Annotated in this window: 10 protein-coding genes; 9 read left to right on the forward strand and 1 reads right to left on the reverse strand. The window is 73.1% G+C overall.

What is annotated here, in order from left to right; translation table 11 throughout:
• The 9 genes from FPZ41_RS35115 to FPZ41_RS35155 all read left to right on the forward strand — a co-directional run.
• Positions 1-3,492 (forward strand): FHA domain-containing protein (locus tag FPZ41_RS35115; RefSeq protein WP_152867628.1); only part of this gene is annotated, 3,492 nt, incomplete at its 5' end.
• A gap of 323 nt (positions 3,493-3,815) precedes the next feature.
• Complete coding sequence (locus tag FPZ41_RS35120) at positions 3,816-5,183, forward strand: ABC transporter substrate-binding protein (RefSeq protein WP_228023179.1); 1,368 nt, start codon at positions 3,816-3,818, stop codon at positions 5,181-5,183.
• A gap of 9 nt (positions 5,184-5,192) precedes the next feature.
• Entirely contained in the window at positions 5,193-6,554 is a 1,362-nt protein-coding gene (locus FPZ41_RS35125; RefSeq protein ID WP_152867630.1) for a carbohydrate ABC transporter permease, read from the forward strand.
• The gene (locus FPZ41_RS35130) at positions 6,551-7,477 is read left to right on the forward strand and encodes a carbohydrate ABC transporter permease (protein WP_322621117.1); all 927 of its coding nucleotides are present in this window, start codon (positions 6,551-6,553) and stop codon (positions 7,475-7,477) included. The genes FPZ41_RS35125 and FPZ41_RS35130 overlap by 4 nt, the downstream gene beginning before the upstream one ends.
• 171 nt (positions 7,478-7,648) lie before the next feature.
• Positions 7,649-9,958, forward strand: a complete 2,310-nt coding sequence (locus FPZ41_RS35135) for a bifunctional glycosyltransferase/CDP-glycerol:glycerophosphate glycerophosphotransferase (RefSeq protein ID WP_322621118.1) — start codon at positions 7,649-7,651, stop codon at positions 9,956-9,958.
• 32 nt (positions 9,959-9,990) lie between these two features.
• Entirely contained in the window at positions 9,991-12,147 is a 2,157-nt protein-coding gene (locus FPZ41_RS35140; RefSeq protein WP_152867632.1) for a bifunctional glycosyltransferase/CDP-glycerol:glycerophosphate glycerophosphotransferase, read from the forward strand.
• A 13-nt stretch (positions 12,148-12,160) separates the two neighbouring features.
• Positions 12,161-14,365, forward strand: coding sequence for a bifunctional glycosyltransferase/CDP-glycerol:glycerophosphate glycerophosphotransferase (locus FPZ41_RS35145; RefSeq protein WP_322621119.1), 2,205 nt, complete (start codon positions 12,161-12,163; stop codon positions 14,363-14,365).
• Entirely contained in the window at positions 14,362-15,645 is a 1,284-nt protein-coding gene (locus FPZ41_RS35150) for a hypothetical protein (protein ID WP_228023180.1), read from the forward strand. The genes FPZ41_RS35145 and FPZ41_RS35150 overlap by 4 nt, the downstream gene beginning before the upstream one ends.
• A 79-nt stretch (positions 15,646-15,724) precedes the next feature.
• Positions 15,725-17,341, forward strand: a complete 1,617-nt coding sequence (locus FPZ41_RS35155) for a hypothetical protein (protein WP_322621120.1) — start codon at positions 15,725-15,727, stop codon at positions 17,339-17,341.
• Positions 17,342-17,374: 33 nt separating this feature from the next.
• Here FPZ41_RS35155 and FPZ41_RS35160 read toward each other — a convergent pair whose 3' ends face one another.
• The gene (locus FPZ41_RS35160; RefSeq protein ID WP_152867633.1) at positions 17,375-17,788 is read right to left on the reverse strand and encodes an organic hydroperoxide resistance protein; all 414 of its coding nucleotides are present in this window, start codon (positions 17,786-17,788) and stop codon (positions 17,375-17,377) included.
• Between the last annotated feature and the right edge of the window lie 158 nt (positions 17,789-17,946).

Below are 17,946 nucleotides of genomic sequence, written 5' to 3' on the forward strand. Positions count from 1 at the left end.
TCCCAGTCCGACCGGGGCCGGGAGCACGGGGGCGGGGCCGTCGTGCTGTACGCGGACGGGGAGCGGCTGGACGCGCAGCGCTGCACGCTGGGCGAGCCCCCGCTGGTCGACGGCGCCGTGCTGTCCCTGGGGGCCCCGGAGCCCGGCCCCGAGGTGGACGAGTCGGCGCCCCGGCTGCACGTGGTGGCGGGTCCGGACGCGGGCGGCGTCCACTTCCTGCACGGCGGCAGGATCGACATCGGCCGCTCCGCCGACGCGGACGTCCCCCTCGACGACCCGGACGTCTCCCGACTGCACTGCGCGGTGACGGTCGCCGAGGACGGCCATGTCTCGGTCGCCGACATCGGCTCCACCAACGGCACGACACTCGACGGCATCCGCGTGGGCGACCGCCCCGTACGTCTCACTCCGGGGGCGCTGCTCCGCATCGGTGAGTCGGCCCTCCGGCTGACCCCGCCCGGCGCCATCGGTACGGGCTCCGGGGCGCTGGGGACGGCGCCCGACGGGGAGGGGCATGTGCGGGTGGTCGCCGGCGGGGCACCTGCCGGTGACGGCGGGTCCCTCGTACCGGGGCAGGCCGGGGCGCCGCGGATCGAGAGCAGGGGCGTCCGTGGCGGGGGCGCGGCGGACGCGGAGGCGCAGACGGGGCACGGCAGCGCGACGTATCCGGGCCGCTCGACGCCCCCCGACCCCCGTTCGGCGGCTCCGGAGGGCCCGGCGTCTCCCGGGCGCGCGGCGGTCCCCGGCAGCCCGGCGGCCCTCGGGAGCTCGACCGGCGCGAGGGCTTCCGACGGTCAGGCCCCGGCCCCGGCCCCCGCCGACGGTGTTCCCGGCCCGGGCGGCACCCGCAAGGGAACCCCCGTACGGGGCACGGATCTGCCGCGCGAGTCCCGGAAGCGCGGGGGCCTCTCGGCCTGGGCGCGACGGCTGACCGGCGGGCGCGGCGAGCAGCCGGACGGGGACCTCGACCCGTACGACACGGACGAGGACTTCATCCCGGAGTCCCACGTCGCGGTGGCGCAGGCCCCGGAGAAGTGGCCGGACCCCGCGGCCCTGCTGCTCACGGCGCTCGGGCCGGGCCCGCGGCTGTGGGAGCGGGGGCCGGCGCACCCGGAGGCGCTGACGGTCCGCCTGGGGACGGCCGACCGGGCGGCGCCCGGCGGCTCGGGGCTGCTGCCCTCGGTGCCGGTGACCGCCGGGCTGCGCGAGGTCGGCGCGCTGGGACTCGCCGGGCCGCGCGCGCGGCTGCTGGGCCTGGCCCGCGCGGTCGTGGCACAGCTCGCCGCGCTGCACTCGCCCGACAGCCTGGAGCTGGTCCTGATCAGCGCGGACCGCTCCCGTTCCGAGCAGGAGCGCGCGGCCGACTGGTCCTGGCTCGGCTGGCTCCCCCACGTCCGCCCGGGGCACGGCCAGGACTGCCGCCTGCTCCTGGCGTACGACCACGACCAGGCCGCCGCGCGCACGGACGAGCTCCTGCGCCGCCTGACGGACCACACGGCGGACCCGGAGCTGTCGGCCGACGACGCCTCCGGCAAGCGCCCGGTGAGTCCGCCGTCCTGGGCCCGGGACGGCGACTCGGCGGACGCAGGCTTCGCGGGGCCGTACACGGTGGTGATCGTGGACGGTGACCCGGGCGGAGCCGAGGTACGGAAGGCTGTCGCGCGGCTGGCGGCCCGGGGACCGGCGGCGGGCATCCACGTCGTGTGCCTCGCCGAGACGGAGGCCGCCTCGCCCTCGTCGCCGGTGTCGGAGACGTACGAGGCCGCGTGCGAGGTGTCGCCCGCGTTCCGCGCCTGCGGGGCCGTCGCCCTGCTGAGCGGGGACGTCGCCACGGCACTGCGGTTGATGCGGGTCGCCCCGGCCCGGTCCACCGGTCACACGACGGGCGACACCGCGTGGCGCACACCCCCCGAGTCCCGGCAGCCCCACGCGCGCGCGGCGGACCCCTCGGCCCACGCGCCCACGCGCACCAGCGGCCAGGCACCGCCGGGCGCGTCGAACCGCACACATGTCAGCCTCGTCGGCCACCTGCCGGACGACGCCGGACACGACCGGGGCAACCGCTCCGACTGGGCCACCCTCGGCTCCGCGACGGGTGCCCCCTCCCTCTCCGGACCCATAGCTCCCGGCACCGTGGCCGCCGTCGACGCCGTCTCGGCAGCGTGGGCCGAGCGGTTCGCGCGGGCGCTGGCACCGCTGCGGCCGGACGGCGCGGCCGGGGAGCGGCACGCGCGCGTGTCGGCGCCGTTGCCCCAGTCGGCGCGGCTGCTGGACGAGTTGGGGCTGGCGCGGGCCACCCCGGCGTCCCTGATGACGCGTTGGGCGGACGCGGCCGACGACGCGCAGACGGTGGGCGGGCGGGCCTGGGCCGTGCTCGGCGCCGGTCCGCGTGGGCCCGTGAGCGCGGACCTCGCCGCCGACGGCCCCCACCTGCTGATCGAGGGCCCGCCCGGCAGCGGCCGTACGGAGTTGCTGCGCTCCATCGCCGCGTCGCTCGCCGCCGCCGAGCGCCCCGACCGGCTCGGCATCGCCCTCGTGGACGGACGGGACGGCAGCGACCACGGCACCGGTCCGGGCGACGGGCTGGGCGTCTGCACCGACCTCCCCCACGTCGGCACGCATCTCGCGGCCCACGACCCGGTCCGTATGCGGGAGTTCGCCCAGTCCCTGAGCGCCGAGCTCAAGCGCCGTTCGGAGCTGCTCGGCCGCCTCGACTTCATCGCCTGGCACACCGGGCGGGGGACGCCCGGCCGTGTTGTCGCCCAGCGCTCGGCGAAGGGCGCGGCGAGCGCGGCCGGCGGCTCGTCCGCCACCTCCCCCCGCGCCTCGTCCCCTACCTCCCCCGGCGCCTCGTCCGCCGCCTCCCAGGGCGCCGCCGACCTCGACACACCCTCCAGTTCCACCCTGCGGCTGCGCCCGTCCGCCTCCCGTGACCGCACCGACCCCGGCCCGCCGCTCGCCCGCCTGGTGGTGATCGTGGACGACCTCGACGCGCTGCTGTCCCCGCCGCTCGGCTCGCCGGGCCGCCCGTCGGCCGGGTCCGTCGTACGGGCCCTGGAAGCCGTGGCCCGGGAGGGCGCCCGCCTCGGTGTGCACCTGGTCGCCGCCACCTCCGGTGGCCTCCGTACGGCGGAGACCGACCTCGCCCGTGCGGCCACGCTCCACGTCGCCCTGGAAGCACCCGCACCGGGCCCGGACGAACCTGCGCCGGGGCGCGGCCGGCTGACGATCCGGGACACCCTGCCGACCGGTCACCCCGCCCCCGACCGTGCCATTCCCTTCCAGGCCGGCCGCGTCACCGGCCGTATCCCCCGTACGGCCACGCTCCGCCCCACGGTCGTCCCCCTGGACTGGACCCGCATGGGCGACCCCCCGGCCCGCCGTCCGGTCCGCGAACTGGGCAACGGCCCCACGGACCTGGCCCTCCTGGCCAGCGCCCTGGACCGCGCGGCCCGCGAGGTCTCGGCGACGGAGGTGCCGTCGCTTCTGTAGGGCCGGAAGAGCTGTAGCGCTGCTAAAGCTGTAGCGCTGCTAAAGCCCGGTGCGCCCGGGCCCCGGCGCGCGGTCCCACGAGTCGCGTCCCCGCTCACCAGCCCTCACCTGCACCCACCAGCACACGAACCGGGCCCAACCGACGGACGCACAGGTCACGACGCGATTACGATCATCAAGTTGACACTGCAGACGCCCTTGCCGCCCCCCAAGACGCAGCGTAGACAGTGGCGCACGGGACAGCGCTCCGGCTGTCGGATGAAGAACGAAGAACGGGGCAGTGAATGCGCAGCACACTTCGTGCACGCAGGTCGCTCACGCAGATGCGACCACACAGAAAACCTGGGGCCGCCAAGGCCGTTGCCGCCCTCACGGCAGGCGTGCTCGCTCTCTCGCTCACCGCCTGCGGCGGCGGTGACGACGACGGCGGGGACGGCGACACGGGCGGCGACACCAGCAAGGCCACCGTTCAACTGCCCAAGCTGGACGGTCAGAAGCTGGAGGTCGCGGCCGTCTGGACCGGCCCGGAGCAGGAGAACTTCACCAAGGTCCTGAAGGAGTTCGAGAAGCGCACGGGTGCGAAGGTCAGCTTCGTGCCGACCGGCAACAACACCTCCACGTTCCTCGGTACCAAGATCGAGGGAGGCAAGCCGCCGGACGTCGCGTTCCTGCCCCAGGTCGGCGTGCTGCACCAGTTCGCCGAGAAGGGCTGGATCAAGCCCCTGGGCAGCGAGGCCGAGGAACAGCTGAAGAAGAACTTCTCGAAGGGCTGGGTGGACCTCGGCGCGTACGAGGGCAAGCAGTACGGCGTGTACGTGAAGGCCGCGAACAAGTCGCTGGTCTGGTACAACACCCAGGCGTTCGAGGGGGCCGGGATCACCGACCCCCCCAAGACGTGGGACGAGTTCACGCAGACCGCGCAGACGCTGTCCGACGCGGGCTCCCCCGCGATCTCCATCGGCGGTGCGGACGGCTGGACGCTCACCGACTGGTTCGAGAACGTCTACCTCTCGCAGGCGGGCCCGGAGAAGTACGACCAGCTGGCCGAGCACAAGATCAAGTGGACGGACCCCTCGGTCACGGAGGCCCTGAACACTCTGGCCGAGCTGTGGGGCAAGGACGAGCTCATCGCGGGCGGCCGCAAGGGCGCGCTGGGCACGGAGTTCCCGAAGTCGGTCATCCAGACGTTCTCCGGTGACGCCCCGGCCGCGATGGTCTTCGAGGGCGACTTCGTGACCGCGAACATCAACGCCGACACCAAGGCGAAGGTGGGCACGGACGCCAAGGTGTTCCCGTTCCCGGCGGTCGGCTCCGACTCGCCGGTGGTCAGTGCCGGCGACGCGGCGGTGGCGCTGAAGGACAGCGAGGGCGCGCAGGCCCTGCTGACGTTCCTGGCGTCGACGGACGCGGCCGAGATCTGGACGGCACAGGGCGGCGTCATCACCCCCAACAACAAGATGGACATGGGCTCGTACAAGGACGATGTCACCCGCGACATCGCCAAGGCGCTGCTCGCGGCGGGCGACGACTTCCGCTTCGACATGTCCGACCAGGCGCCCGCGGCCTTCGGCGGCACGCAGGGCATCGGCGAGTGGAAGGGCCTGCAGGACTTCCTGCGGAACCCCAAGGACGTGAAGAGCGTCCAGCAGAAGCTGGAGGCCGACGCGGCCAAGGCGTACGGGAACGGCTGACGTCCTGACATGACGCAATCCGTTGCCAAGTCGACGGGGGGCGCCGGCAGCACGCCGGCGCCCCCCGTCGCCTCGCGTAAGAGCGTGATGGGCACCCGGCTGTGGGTGGCGGTGCTGTTTCTGCTGCCCGCGCTGGTGCTGCTCGGCGCGCTCGTGGTCTACCCGATCGGGTACTCGGTCTGGCGCAGTCTGTTCGACGCGGACGGCTCGGGCTTCGTCGGGCTCGACAACTACGTCGACATCTTCTCCGACGACTCCACGCTGACCGCCGTGCGGAACACGGCGATCTGGGTGGCCGTCGCCCCCGCGATCGTCACGGTGCTGGGCCTGATCTTCGCCGTTCTCACCGAACGGGTGCGCTGGGGGACGGCGTTCAAGCTGATCGTCTTCATGCCGATGGCGATCTCGATGCTCGCCGCGGGCATCATCTTCCGTCTGGTGTACGAGCAGGACCCGAACCAGGGCGTGGCGAACGCCGTGGTCACGTCCGTGCACGACACGTTTGTCGACCAGGCGGTGTATCCGAAGGCCCGTCCGAACGCGATGGTCAGTGATCTGAAGCCGTCCGACGGCGGCTCGTTCACCTCGACCGGTACGGTCCGGGCGGGCTCCCCCGCGCTGCTTCCGCTGGTCGGTATCGCCCCGAACCGGTTGCCCGGCACCCCGCAGGACGCCAAGGCCGCGAGCCCCGCGTCGAACGAGGTCACCGGCACCGTCTGGCTGGACTTCAAGCTGGGCGGCGGCGGCGAGAAGGGCGCGGTCGACGCGGGCGAGAAGGCGCTGAAGGGCGTCAAGGTCGAGGCGGTCAAGGACGGCAAGGTCGTCGCCTCCACGACCAGTGGCGCCGACGGCACGTTCTCTCTGCCCAAGTCCGCCGACGGGGCCCAACTGCGGCTGCCGGGCGCGAACTTCGCGGCACCGTACAACGGCATCGACTGGCTCGGCCCGACCCTGGTGACCCCGGCCATCATGGGCTCGTACATCTGGATGTGGGCGGGCTTCGCGATGGTGCTGATCGCTGCCGGCCTGGCCGGAGTGGACCGCAACCTGCTGGAGGCGGCCCGGGTGGACGGCGCCAACGAATGGCAGGTGTTCCGCAAGATCACCGTGCCGCTGCTGGCGCCGGTCCTGGTCGTCGTCCTCGTCACGCTGATGATCAACGTGATGAAGGTCTTCGACCTCGTCTACATCATCGCGCCCCAGCCCAGTCAGGACGACGCGGCCGTCCTCGCCCTGCAGTTGTATCTCGTGTCGTTCGGCGGCGGGGGCAACGAGGGCCTCGGCAGCGCGCTCGGTGTCGTTCTGCTGCTGCTCGTCCTGCCGGTGATGTGGGTCAACATCCGGCGTCTGCGGAAGGAGCGTCAGCGGTGACCGCCCTCGACACGACCACGCCCGAGGCGCCGAAGCCCGGCACCCCGGCGCCCGACACCGCCGTACGCGCCGAACGGTCGCTCGCCGCCCGGGTGGCGAGCGGTGCGGCGGGCGGCGCGATGCGCGTCTTCCTGCTGCTGGTGGCCCTGTTCTGGCTGGTGCCGACGTTCGGTCTGCTGGTCTCCTCGTTCCGCGAGCCGACCGACATCGCCTCGTCGGGCTGGTGGAAGGTCTTCACGGCCCCCGCCCAGCTGACCGCGAAGAGCTACGAGTCACTGCTCCAGAACGACGACATCACCAGTTCCCTGTTCAACACGATCTGGATCACGGTCCCGGCGACACTCCTGGTCATCTTCGTCGGCGCCATGGCCGGCTACGCGTTCGCGTGGATGGACTTCAAGGGCCGCGACTGGTGGTTCATGGGCGTGGTGGCGCTGCTGGTGGTGCCGGTGCAGGTGGCGCTGATCCCGTTGTCCGGACTCTTCCGCAACCTCGGGATCTTCGGCGACATCATCGGTGTCATCCTGTTCCACGTCGGCTTCGGACTGCCGTTCGCGATCTTCCTGTTGCGCAACTTCTTCGCGGAGATCCCCCGGGAGCTCCTGGAGGCGGCCCGGCTGGACGGTGCCGGGGAGGCGCGGCTGTTCCTGACCGTCGTGCTGCCGCTCGGCACGCCGGCCATCGCGTCGCTGGGGATCTTCCAGTTCCTGTGGGTGTGGAACGACATGCTGGTCGCCCTGGTGTTCTCCGACTCGGGCTCGCAGCCGCTCACGGTCGCCCTGCAGCAGCAGGTACGGCAGTTCGGCAGCAACATCGAGATCCTCGCCCCGGGCGCCTTCATCTCCATGGTGATCCCGCTGGCCGTGTTCTTCGCGTTCCAGCGGCAGTTCGTGTCCGGAGTGATGGCGGGTGCGGTGAAGTAGACCGCACACGTCACACCACTCGATCGGAGGGGGCGCGCCGACACCGGCGGGCCCCCTCCCCCGTTCACCTCAGTGCATCCCGCTTCCCCCGTATGACACACCTGGCGTAACCCGATCGCCCCCTGGGGCGTTGCCGGGCAGTATGCCCGCGCCGACCCATGGATGTCCCCCGTGCCCAGGTTCAGTGTCATCGTCCCCGCTTACGAGGTTCAGGCCTACCTGCACGAATGCCTGGACTCGGTGCTGTGCCAGTCCTTCCCCGACCTCGAACTGATCGTCGTCGACGACGGCTCCCCGGACGCGTGCGGCGCGATCGCAGAGGAGTTCGCGGCCCGCGACCCGCGCGTACGGCCTGTCCACCTGCCCCGGAACGAGGGTCCCGGCCCCGCCCGCAACGCCGGGCTGGCCCGCGCCACCGGCGACTACGTGGTCTTACTGGACGGCGACGACACCCTCACCCCGGGTGCCCTCCAGGCGATCGCCGACCGCGTCAAGGAGACCGGCGACCCGGACGTCCTCGTCTACGACTACGCGCGCGCCTTCTGGTCCGGTGAGACCCGCCGGAGCGAGCATGCCTTCGAGCTCAACGAGGAGGGCCCGGCCCCCTTCCGCCTCGACGACCGCCCCGGGCTGCTGACGGTCACGAAGACGGCGTGGAACAAGGCGTACCGCCGCGAGTTCCTCGACCGCGAGGGCTTCGCCTTCCCTCCGGGCTACTACGAGGACACACCCTGGACCTACCCGGTCCTGATGACCGCCGGGTCGATCGCCACCCTCGACCGGGTCTGCGTCCACCACCGCCGGCGCCGCCTCGGCAGCATCACCCGCACGACGAGCCGCCGCCACTTCGATGTCTTCGCGCAGTACGACCGGCTCTTCGCCTACGTCGACTCCCGTCCCGCGCTGGCCCACTGGCGCCCGGCGCTGTTCAGCCGCATGGTCGACCACCTCGGGGCCGTGTACGCCCGGCGCGGCCGGCTGCCGCTCGGCACCCGCGCCGAGTTCCTCCGCCGGGCCCGCGCCCACTACGCCCGCTACCGTGCGCCCGGCGGCCCGGTGCCCCGCCTGGGCCGGGTGCGCCACGCGCTGGTCCGGCTGGGCAGTCACCGGGCGTACCAGGTGCTGTCGGCGGGGGTGCGGGGGCTGCGGCACACGGGCCGGTTCGTCTCCCTGCTGGCACACGGCGGCCGGCGAGCGGCGCTCCGCGTCCACTACCGCGTCCAGCGCCTGCTCCCCCTGCGCAACGACCGCGCGCTCTTCTCCTCCCGGCAGGGACGCGGCTACGAGTGCAACCCGGCTGCGCTGGAGGACGCGTTCCGCACCTTCTCCCCCGGGATGCGCACCACGTGGGTGGCCCGTCCCGAGCACCACCACACGCTGCCGACGGCCACCCGCCGGGTGACGCCCGGCTCGCTCGCGTACTGGACGGCGCTGGCCCGCTCCAAGTACCTGGTCGCCAACACCGACTTCGACCCGCGACTGGTCCGGCGAGGGGGCCAGGTCCTGGTGCAGACGCAGGCCGGCACCCCGCTCAAACGCATGGGGCTCGACCTCCAGGACCGCCCGGCCGCCGCCGGCCGCACGGACTTCGCCCGGCAGCTGCGCGGCGCCGACCAGTGGAACTACGTGCTGTCCGGCAACCGCCACTCCACGCTGGTCTGGGAGCGGGTCTTCCCGGCCGGGTACGAGACGCTGGAGTACGGCCAGCCCCGCAACGACGTGTTCCAGCGCGCCACTTCGGTGGACGTGGACCGGCTGCGCGCCTCGCTCGGCATCCCCGAGGGCGCGATCGCCGTCCTGTACGCGCCCACGCACCGCGACTACAAGAGCGGGCCCTGCCCGGCCCTTGACCTGGAGCGCCTGGTGCTCCGGCTCGGCCCCCGCTTCGTGCTGCTGGCCCGCGCCCACCACGCGGACGGTGCCCCGCTGGTCGAGTCCCCCGGCGGCCGGCTCCTCGACGTGACCGGCCACCCGAACGTCGAGCATCTGTGCCTGGCCTCGGACGTGCTGGTCACCGACTACTCGTCCCTGATGTTCGACTACGCGTGCCTGGACCGGCCCATCGTGATCCACGCCGCCGACGACGACCGGGCGGCGTACGAGGCGGCCCGTGGCACCTACTTCGACCTGCGTTCCTTCCCGCCGGGTGCGGTCGCACGCAGCGAGGACGAGCTGATCGACATCTTCACGACCGGTCACTGGCGCGGTTCGCGCTCCACCCAGCTGCGGGCCGCGTTCCGGGAGCGCTTCTGCCCGTACGACGACGGACGTGCCGCCGAGCGGGTCGTACGGCGTGTCGTGCTGGGCGAGGCCGACGGCCTGCCGTCCTTCGCGTCCCTCGCCGAGCGCCACCCGGTGCCGTCGGCGGCGGCCCGCCGCGCGCGGTACCTCGACGATCTCCCGCCGAAGCCTGTTCCGCCGTCCCCGCGCACCAGGGTGCCGTCCCCCGGCGGCAGGGTCCGCGTCCCCGACACCCTCTGACAGACCCGAGACCCTCTGACAGGGAGGACAGAATGCCCCGCCTCAGCATCATCGTCCCCACGCATGGCGTCGAGGGGCGGCTGTCCCAGTCCCTGGACTCGGTCCTCACCCAGTCCTTCGGCGACTTCGAACTGATCCCGGTCCGCGACGCCCCCGACGCCCCGGCGGCCACGGTCACCGCCGCGTACGCCGAGCGGGACTCCCGCGTCGCCCCGGTCGACTCGCCGCCGACGGCCGGGCTGAGCGGGGCGCGGAACGCGGGCGTGGCGGTGGCCACCGGCGCGTACCTGCTGTTCCTCGACGGCGACGACACGCTGGCGCCGGGCGCGCTGGCGGCGCTGGACGCCCGGCTGTCGGCGTCCGGCGAACCCGACGTCCTGTACTTCGACCACGAGCGGGTGCCCTGGTGGGACGGCGAGCCGACCACGCCCCGGCTGAAGGGGGCGCAGGTCCCGGCGTGGAGCGCGGCGTACCGGCGGGCGTTCGTCGGCGAGCACCAGCTCGCCTTCCCCTCCGGTCACTTCACGGACGTCGGCTGGAGCGGGCTGGTGGCGCTGACCGCCGAGAGGGCGGCCGAGCTGCGTTCGGTGTGCGTACGGCATCTGGTGCGCCGGCAGGGCAGCCGGCTGAACGTGCCGGGTGAGCACCAGCTCGACCTGCTCGACCAGGTGGAGCTGGTGCTGTCCCGGGCGGCCGCCGAGCATGGGCTGTCCCAGGCGCTGTTCGAGCAGCTCTTCGCGGCCGTGCTGCGGACGGCGGCACGCCCCGAGCTGGTGCCCGCCGACCGCCGCCGTGCCTTCTTCGGCCGGGCGGCCCGGCTCCACCGGCGCCATCGCCCGACCGGGTTCCGTCCCCCGGCGGGCAGCCTCGGGGCGCAGCACCGGCTGCTCGCGGCGGGCGCGTACACGGCGTTCCACACGCTGCGCGCCGCCAACCAGGCCACCGAGAGTGCAGTGCAGAGGCTGCCGCGTCCCCGGCTGCTGCGCACCCGCGCGCTGTACGCCGCGCACCTGCGCCGCCCCCTCGACGAGAACCTCGCGGTGTACTGCGCGTACTGGGGCCGCGGCTACATCTGCAACCCGGCCGCGATCCACGCCACGGCCCGTGCACTCGCCCCGCACCTGCGCTCGGTGTTCCTGGTCGAGCCCGACGCGGTGGACGCACTGCCGAAGTACCCCGGCGGCATCGAGTACGCCGTCATGGGCAGCCCGCGCTACTGGGAAGTGCTCGCCCGCGCCAAGTACCTGGTGAACAACGCCAACTTCGCGGACGCCGTCGTCAAACGCCCCGGCAGTGTGCACCTCCAGACCCAGCACGGCACCCCGCTCAAGACGATGGGCGTCGACCAGTCCACGTACCAGGTCGTGGCCGCCACCACCGGCAGCTTCACGAAACTCCTGACCCGCGTGGACCGCTGGGACTACAACCTCTCCGCCAACCGGCACTCCACGGAGGTCTGGGAGCGGGCCTTCCCGGGCGCGTACGAGCAGCTGGAGTACGGCTATCCGCGCAACGACGTCTACTACACGGCGACGGCCGACGACGTGGCCCGCGTCCGGCGGGAGCTGGGCGTCCCCGAGGGCAAGGTCGTGCTGCTGTACGCACCCACCCACCGCGACCACGCCACCGGGTTCGACTCGGGGCTCGACCTGGAGGCGTTCTGCGAGGCGATCGGTGACCGGTTCGTCGTCCTCCTGCGCGCCCACTACTTCTACGACCGGGGCGGGCCCGCGAGAAGCGGCGGCCGGATCATCGACGTCACGCACCACCCCTCGTCCGAGGACGTCTGTCTCGCGGCCGACGCGCTGGTCACGGACTACTCGTCGATCATGTTCGACTACGCCAACCTCGACCGGCCGATCGTCGTGTACGCGGACGACTGGGAGGTCTACCGGGAGACGCGCGGCGTCTGCTTCGACCTCATGGAGACACCGCCCGGCCCGGTGGCGCGGACGCCCGAGGAGCTGGCGTGCCTCTTCCGTGACGGCGGTTACGCGGACGCGGAGGCCGCCGCGCTGCGGGCCGTGTTCCGGGAGCGGTTCTGCCAGTTCGACGACGGGCTGGCCGCCGAGCGGGTGGTACGCCGGGTGCTGCTCGGCCAGCCGCCCGAGTCGATCCCGCCCGTGGTCCCGCTCGGGCGGCGCGTCCCCGCTCCCGCCCCCGCACGGACTTGCCCGCCCGCCTCGTAAGGAGCCCACGGCAGTGCCCCGCTTCAGTGTCATCGTCCCCGTCCACAACGTGCGGGGCTTCCTGCGCGAGTGCCTCGACTCGGTGCTGCGGCAGTCGTACACCGATCTGGAGGTGATCGCGGTCGACGACTGCTCGCCGGACGGCAGCGGGGAGATCCTCGACGCCTACGCGGCCCGCGATCCGCGGGTGACGGTGCTGCACCTCCCGGAAAACGTGGGGCTCGGCCGGGCGCGCAACGCCGGAATGCCGCACGCCACCGGGGACTTCCTGCTGTTCCTCGACAGCGACGACACGCTCACCCCGGGCGCCCTGCGCGCGATCGCCGACCGGCTGGAGGAGACCGGCGACCCGGACGTGCTGGTCTTCGACTACGCGCGCACGTACTGGTGGGGCGGCACACGGCGCAACGGCCTCGCGGACCTGCTGACCGGCCGGAGCGACACCTTCACCGCCGACGAGTACCCGGAGGTCATGGAACTGCTGATGGTGGTGTGGAACAAGGCGTACCGGCGGGAGTTCGTCGAGCGCGAGGGCTTCGCCTTCCCGCCGGGGTACTACGAGGACACGCCCTGGACGTTCCCGGTGCTGCTCACCGCCGGCTCGATCGCCACGATGGACCGGATCTGCGTCGCGTACCGGCAGCGCCGGCAGGGCAACATCCTGTCCACCACCAGCCGCAAGCACTTCGACCTGCTCGACCAGTACGAGCGGGTCTTCACCTTCGTCGGCTCCCGGCCCCGGCTGGCGGGCTGGCAGGCGTATCTGCGCCACAAGATGGGCGAGCACTGTCTGGACGTCCTCGCCAAGCCGGACCGGCTGCCGCCCGAGGACAAGGCGGAGTTCTTCCGGCGGACGGCGGGGCTGTTCCGGAAGTACCGGGTCGCGGGTCCCGTGCCCGACGGGCTGCGGGTCCTGGAGGGGAGCTGGGCCCGCTACCGGGTGCGGCAGCAGGCGGCCCGCGCGGTCCGGGCGCTCGGCGAGCGCGGGCGGCCGGTGCGTGCGGCGGCCGCGGGCCGGGTCAGGTCCGGGGTGTCCTTCGTGCAGGAACACCGGCCGCTGGACCCGAACCTGGCGGTGTACTCGGCGTTCTCGCACCAGGGCGTCCTCGGCGATCCGGCCGCCGTCCACCGGGCCGCCCGTGATCTCGCCCCGCATGTCCGCGGGGTGTGGGTGGTCCGCCCCGAGCAGGTGCCGTCGCTGCCGCCGGACATCGAGTACGTCCTCCTGGACTCGCCGGACTACCGCCGGGTGACCGCGCGGGCCACGTACTTCGTCAACAACGTCAACTGGCCCGGCGCGCTGGTGAAACGCCCCGGCAGCGTCCACATTCACACGCACCAGGGCACCCCGCTCAAGTACCTGGGGGCCGATCTGCTGGGCAAGCCCGGTGCCCGGTACGGAGTGGACGTGCCACAGATGCTGCGGCGCGCCGACCGCTGGGACCACAGCCTGGTCGCCAACCGCCACTCCGAGCTGGTGTGGAGCCGCGCCTTCCCGTGCCGGTTCACCTCGCTGCGGTCCGGCAGCCCGCGCAACGACGTCCTGGTGAACGCCAAGCCGGACAGCGGTGCCGAGGTCCGCGCCCGGCTCGGCATCCCGGACGGGAACACGGTGGTGCTGTACGCGCCGACGCGGCGCGACTACCGGCGGGGCGGGTACGTGGAGCGTTTCGACCTCGCGCGCCTCGCCAAGGACCTGGGCGAGGGCCGCACCCTGGTCGTCCGGCTGCACCCGTCGCTCGCGGACGGTCCGGCGCGCGGCTTCGGCCTGGCCGAGCTGCACCGCCGGGGCGTCGTCGTCGACGCGACGGACGAGCCGCACGTCGAGGACGTGATGCTCGCCTCCGATGTGCTGGTCACGGACTACTCGGCCCTGATGTTCGACTACGCCAACCTGGACCGGCCCATCGTGCTCCACGCCGACGACTGGGGCGCGTTCACGGCGAGCCGGGGCGCGTACTTCGACATCAGGGCCGACGCGCCCGGCCATGTGGCGCATTCCTACCGGGAGTTGGCCTGGCTACTGGCGTCCGGTGCGTGGAAGGACGAGGAGTCGGCGCGGCTGCGCGAGGGGTTCCGGGCGCGGTTCTGCGAGTTCGACGACGGGCGGGCGGCCGAGCGGGTCGTACGGACGCTGCTGCTGGGCGAGCCGGAGATGCCCGCGGTGCCCACGCCGCCGCCCGCTGTGTCCGCCGAGGCCCCCCTGGAGTCCGCATGAGGCCGCGCATCTGGGTGCTGGCCCTGGCCGCCGTCTTCGCACTCCTCCAGCTCGCGGGCGTCACCGGCCGGGACACGCCCGACAGCAAGAACTACGTGTCGTACGCGCTCAGCCTGCGCGGCGACGGCAAGCGCCAGGCCGCGGGCGCCACCATCGACTGGGTGTGTGCGGGACGGGCCTCCATCGCGCAGCGCAAGCAGAGCGTGGACGTGCTGCGTTTCCACGCCCCCGATCCGACCGCGCGGGTCACCGAGCGATGCCGGGGCGAGCTGTGGCGGGTGGTGGACAAGCGGCTGCGGGCCGGGCAGACGGGCGGGCACATCGCGCCGTTCGCGTCCGAGCGGTTCACGCGGATCTTCGAGGCACGGCCCGGGTATCCGGTGCTGCTGGTGCCGTTCATCACGGTGTTCGGGGTGACGTGGGGCGTCTGGCTGACGAGCGTGCTCGTGGCGGTGGCCGGAGGCGTACTGGCGTTCCTGGTGCTGCGGACGCTGGGCGCGCCTCCGCTGGTCGCGCTCACCGGACAGGCCCTCTTCTACGTCCTGCCGTGCGGTACGACCGCGATGCGCCCCATGACGGAGGGGCTGATGCTGGCGCTGACGCTGACGGCATTGTGGGGGTGCGCGCTGGCGGTCGAGGGGAGAGGACGGGCGGGCGCCGCCCTGGTCGGCGGATCGCTGGTGCTGCTGTTCACGGTGAAGCACTCGCAGGCGATGTTCCTCGCGGTGTGCCTGGCGGGGGTGTGCGCGGTGACCGCCGTACGGCGCAGGCGGCTCGACCGGCCACAGCTGCTGATCGGGTCCGTGGCGGTCGGCGGTGCCCTGGCGACGGTGGTGGCCGCGTCGCTGCTGCGCTACCCGTCCACCTCCGAGAGCGTCCAGGACCTGCTCACCCATCACTTCCGCCGTCCCGACCGGGCCCGGCCGTGGCCCGAGTTCCTGCACCTGGAGGTCAACTTCTGGGTGGAGTGGCTGCGCCGGCAGTTCTGGGAGCCGCTGTTCCTGACGGCGCTGGTGGCGGGGGCGTGGGGTGCGGTGCGGCAGCGGCCGGTGTTCGCGGGGTTCCTGCTCGCGGCGGCGGCCACGGGGTTCCTCACCCATGCGGCGCATCCCGACATCACCATCTGGGGCGACCGGCTGATCGTGCTGGCGTGGCTGCTGCCGGTGATCGGGCTGCCGCTGCTGCTGGAGCGGGTGACGGGCGCGCGGGCTGCGGGCGCCGTCGCGGCGCCGGCGCCGGCGCCGGGGCTGTCCGGGCGGGACACCCCGGTCACCCGATGAGGTGACGCCCGGCTAAGCCGTTGCCCCTTGGGGGAATAGTCGGCAAGTGCCCCAAACAGCTCAACCAGGACGGAACGGTATCTCCACGGGCGTACGGCGCCCCGCACACGGCGTCACGGCCCTGCGCGGCGGCCGCACCTGGCGCCTCAGCCCATACGCCGTGTTCGGCGGTCTGTTCTGGCTGGTGATGACGCTGGCGTACTGGCGGGTCCCGCTGTGCTGCGACGCCGGCCAGCACGCGGCGGTCGTCGAGCGCCTCAAGGCCGACCTGCTCCACCCCGCCCATCCGATGGCGGACCTGCCGGGCGCGGGCAGCCCGTACTACTCGCCGTACGCCGTCGCGCAGGGCGCCCTCGCGCGGCTGACCGGACTGTCGGGCTGGGAGGCGGTGAGGCTCGCCGGTCCGGTGAACCTGGCGGTGCTGCTGACAGGCATCGGCCGCTTCGTACGGACACTGACGCCCCGCCCGTGGGCGCCGGTCCTCGCCGTGCTGTTCATGACGCTACTGTGGGGCACCGAGCGGGTGCTGTGGAGCGGCTACCTCGGGCTGATGTCGATGACGACGAACCTCGGCTATCCCTCGGCGTTCGCCATCGGGCTGACCTTCTGGGCGTGGGCGATGACGGGAACGCACGCGCGTGGAGCGTGGGCGTGGCGGGAGGTACGTGGGTGGCGGGGGGCACGCGCGTGGCGGGGGTACGCCGGACTCGGCGTCCTGTACGGCCTGATCGTGCTCGTCCATCCGATCACGGCGGTCGCGTCGTTGACCGGGGCGGTCGCGATCGTGGCGGCGTGGCAGCGCTCGTGGCGCGGTCCGGTCGTGGGCTGGTGGGCGCTGACCGGGGCGGTCGCCCTGGCGGTCGCCCTGGCGTGGCCGTACTTCGACGTCCTGGCGCTGCCGGGGAACACGGGTGTGGACGGCATCCACCGGCGCCTGTACGAGCACATGGGCGGCCACTTCTGGCTGGCCCTGCTCGGGGTGCCCGCACTGTGGGCCCGTGCCCGGCGCGCGGGCGGCGGGCGCTGGTGGCGGGCGGGACGGGACCCGTTGGTGCTGATGTTCGCGCTGGAGTGCCTCGTGGTGGCGTACGGCTGGACGAGCGACCACTACACGTACGGCAGAATCCTGGGGCTCACGGCGGTGCCCCCGCAGTTCGCGCTGGCCGTGGAGCTGGCGGCGCCCCGGCCGTGGGGGTGGGCGAGGCGGGCACTCGGCGCGGCCGCTGCCGCCGGGGCCTGCGTGGGGTTCCTCGCGCAGGCCGGGGCGGTGGTGCCGCGTTCGCTGGACCCGGTGGGGTTCGCGCAGCCGCCGCAGTGGCCGGGGTACGGGTGGGCGGCCCGGCACATCCGCCCCGGCGAGGTGGTGATCACCGACGGGTACTACGCCGGTCACGCCATCGCCGGGTACGGGCCGAACCTGGTCGCGCCCACCTGGCCCGACCCCGCCCTGGACGAGCGGGAGCGGGCGCGACGGCTCGCCGCCGTCCGTGCCTACCTCGACCCGGCGTCAACTCGCGCCGAGCGCACCGCGATCGCCCGGCGCTACCACGTGCGCTGGCTGCTGCTCACGCGGTGGCGGAAGGTGCCGGAGGAGGCGGTGGTGGTGGACCGGAACCGGCGGACGGGAGAGGTGCTGGCGCGGCTCGGGGCGGCTGGGCGGTCGGGGCGGCTCGGGGCTGAGCCCGCTACTCGATGACGAGCCCGACTACTCGACGACTCAACGACTCGATTACTCGACGACGAGCTCGACCGGGATGTTGCCGCGGGTGGCGTTGGAGTAGGGGCAGACCTGGTGGGCCTGCTCGACCAGCTTGCGGCCGGTCGCCTCGTCCACGGAGTCCGGCAGCTCCACACGCAGCGTCACCTTGAGGCCGAAGCCCTCACCCTGCTTGCCGATGCCGACCTCGGCGGTCACCGCGGCCTCGCTGACGTCGACCTTCGCCTGACGCCCGATGAGCCCCAGGGCGCTGCCGAAGCAGGCGGCGTATCCGGCGGCGAAGAGCTGTTCCGGGTTCGTGCCCTGGCCGTTGCCACCCAGCTCCGTCGGCATGCTCAGCGCGAGGTCGATCTTGCCGTCGGAGCTGACGGCGCGACCCTCGCGGCCGTGGGTGGCGGTGGCGACAGCGGTGTAGATCGCGTCCATGGGAAAACCATCCCTCTCGAAGTTCACGTTCGGCTCGAAGTTCATGTGCGGCGGCTTGGTCCGGCCGCCCGCGCCCCACAATTAGAGCACGCAATTCAATTGCGCACAACTAAATGACACGCCGGAGGTATCCTCGACCCCATGACCCAGACCCCGGC

The sequence above is a fragment of the Streptomyces acidicola genome (genome assembly GCF_009377235.1).
Classification (GTDB): Bacteria; Actinomycetota; Actinomycetes; order Streptomycetales; family Streptomycetaceae; genus Streptomyces; species Streptomyces acidicola.

Coding starts and splice junctions, on each gene's coding strand:
- FPZ41_RS35160 (WP_152867633.1), bottom strand. CDS start 17,788: ATGGACGCGATCTACACCGCTGTCGCCACCGCCACCCACGGCCGCGAG.
- FPZ41_RS35150 (WP_228023180.1), top strand. CDS start 14,362: ATGAGGCCGCGCATCTGGGTGCTGGCCCTGGCCGCCGTCTTCGCACTC.
- FPZ41_RS35120 (WP_228023179.1), top strand. CDS start 3,816: ATGCGACCACACAGAAAACCTGGGGCCGCCAAGGCCGTTGCCGCCCTC.
- FPZ41_RS35140 (WP_152867632.1), top strand. CDS start 9,991: ATGCCCCGCCTCAGCATCATCGTCCCCACGCATGGCGTCGAGGGGCGG.
- FPZ41_RS35125 (WP_152867630.1), top strand. CDS start 5,193: ATGACGCAATCCGTTGCCAAGTCGACGGGGGGCGCCGGCAGCACGCCG.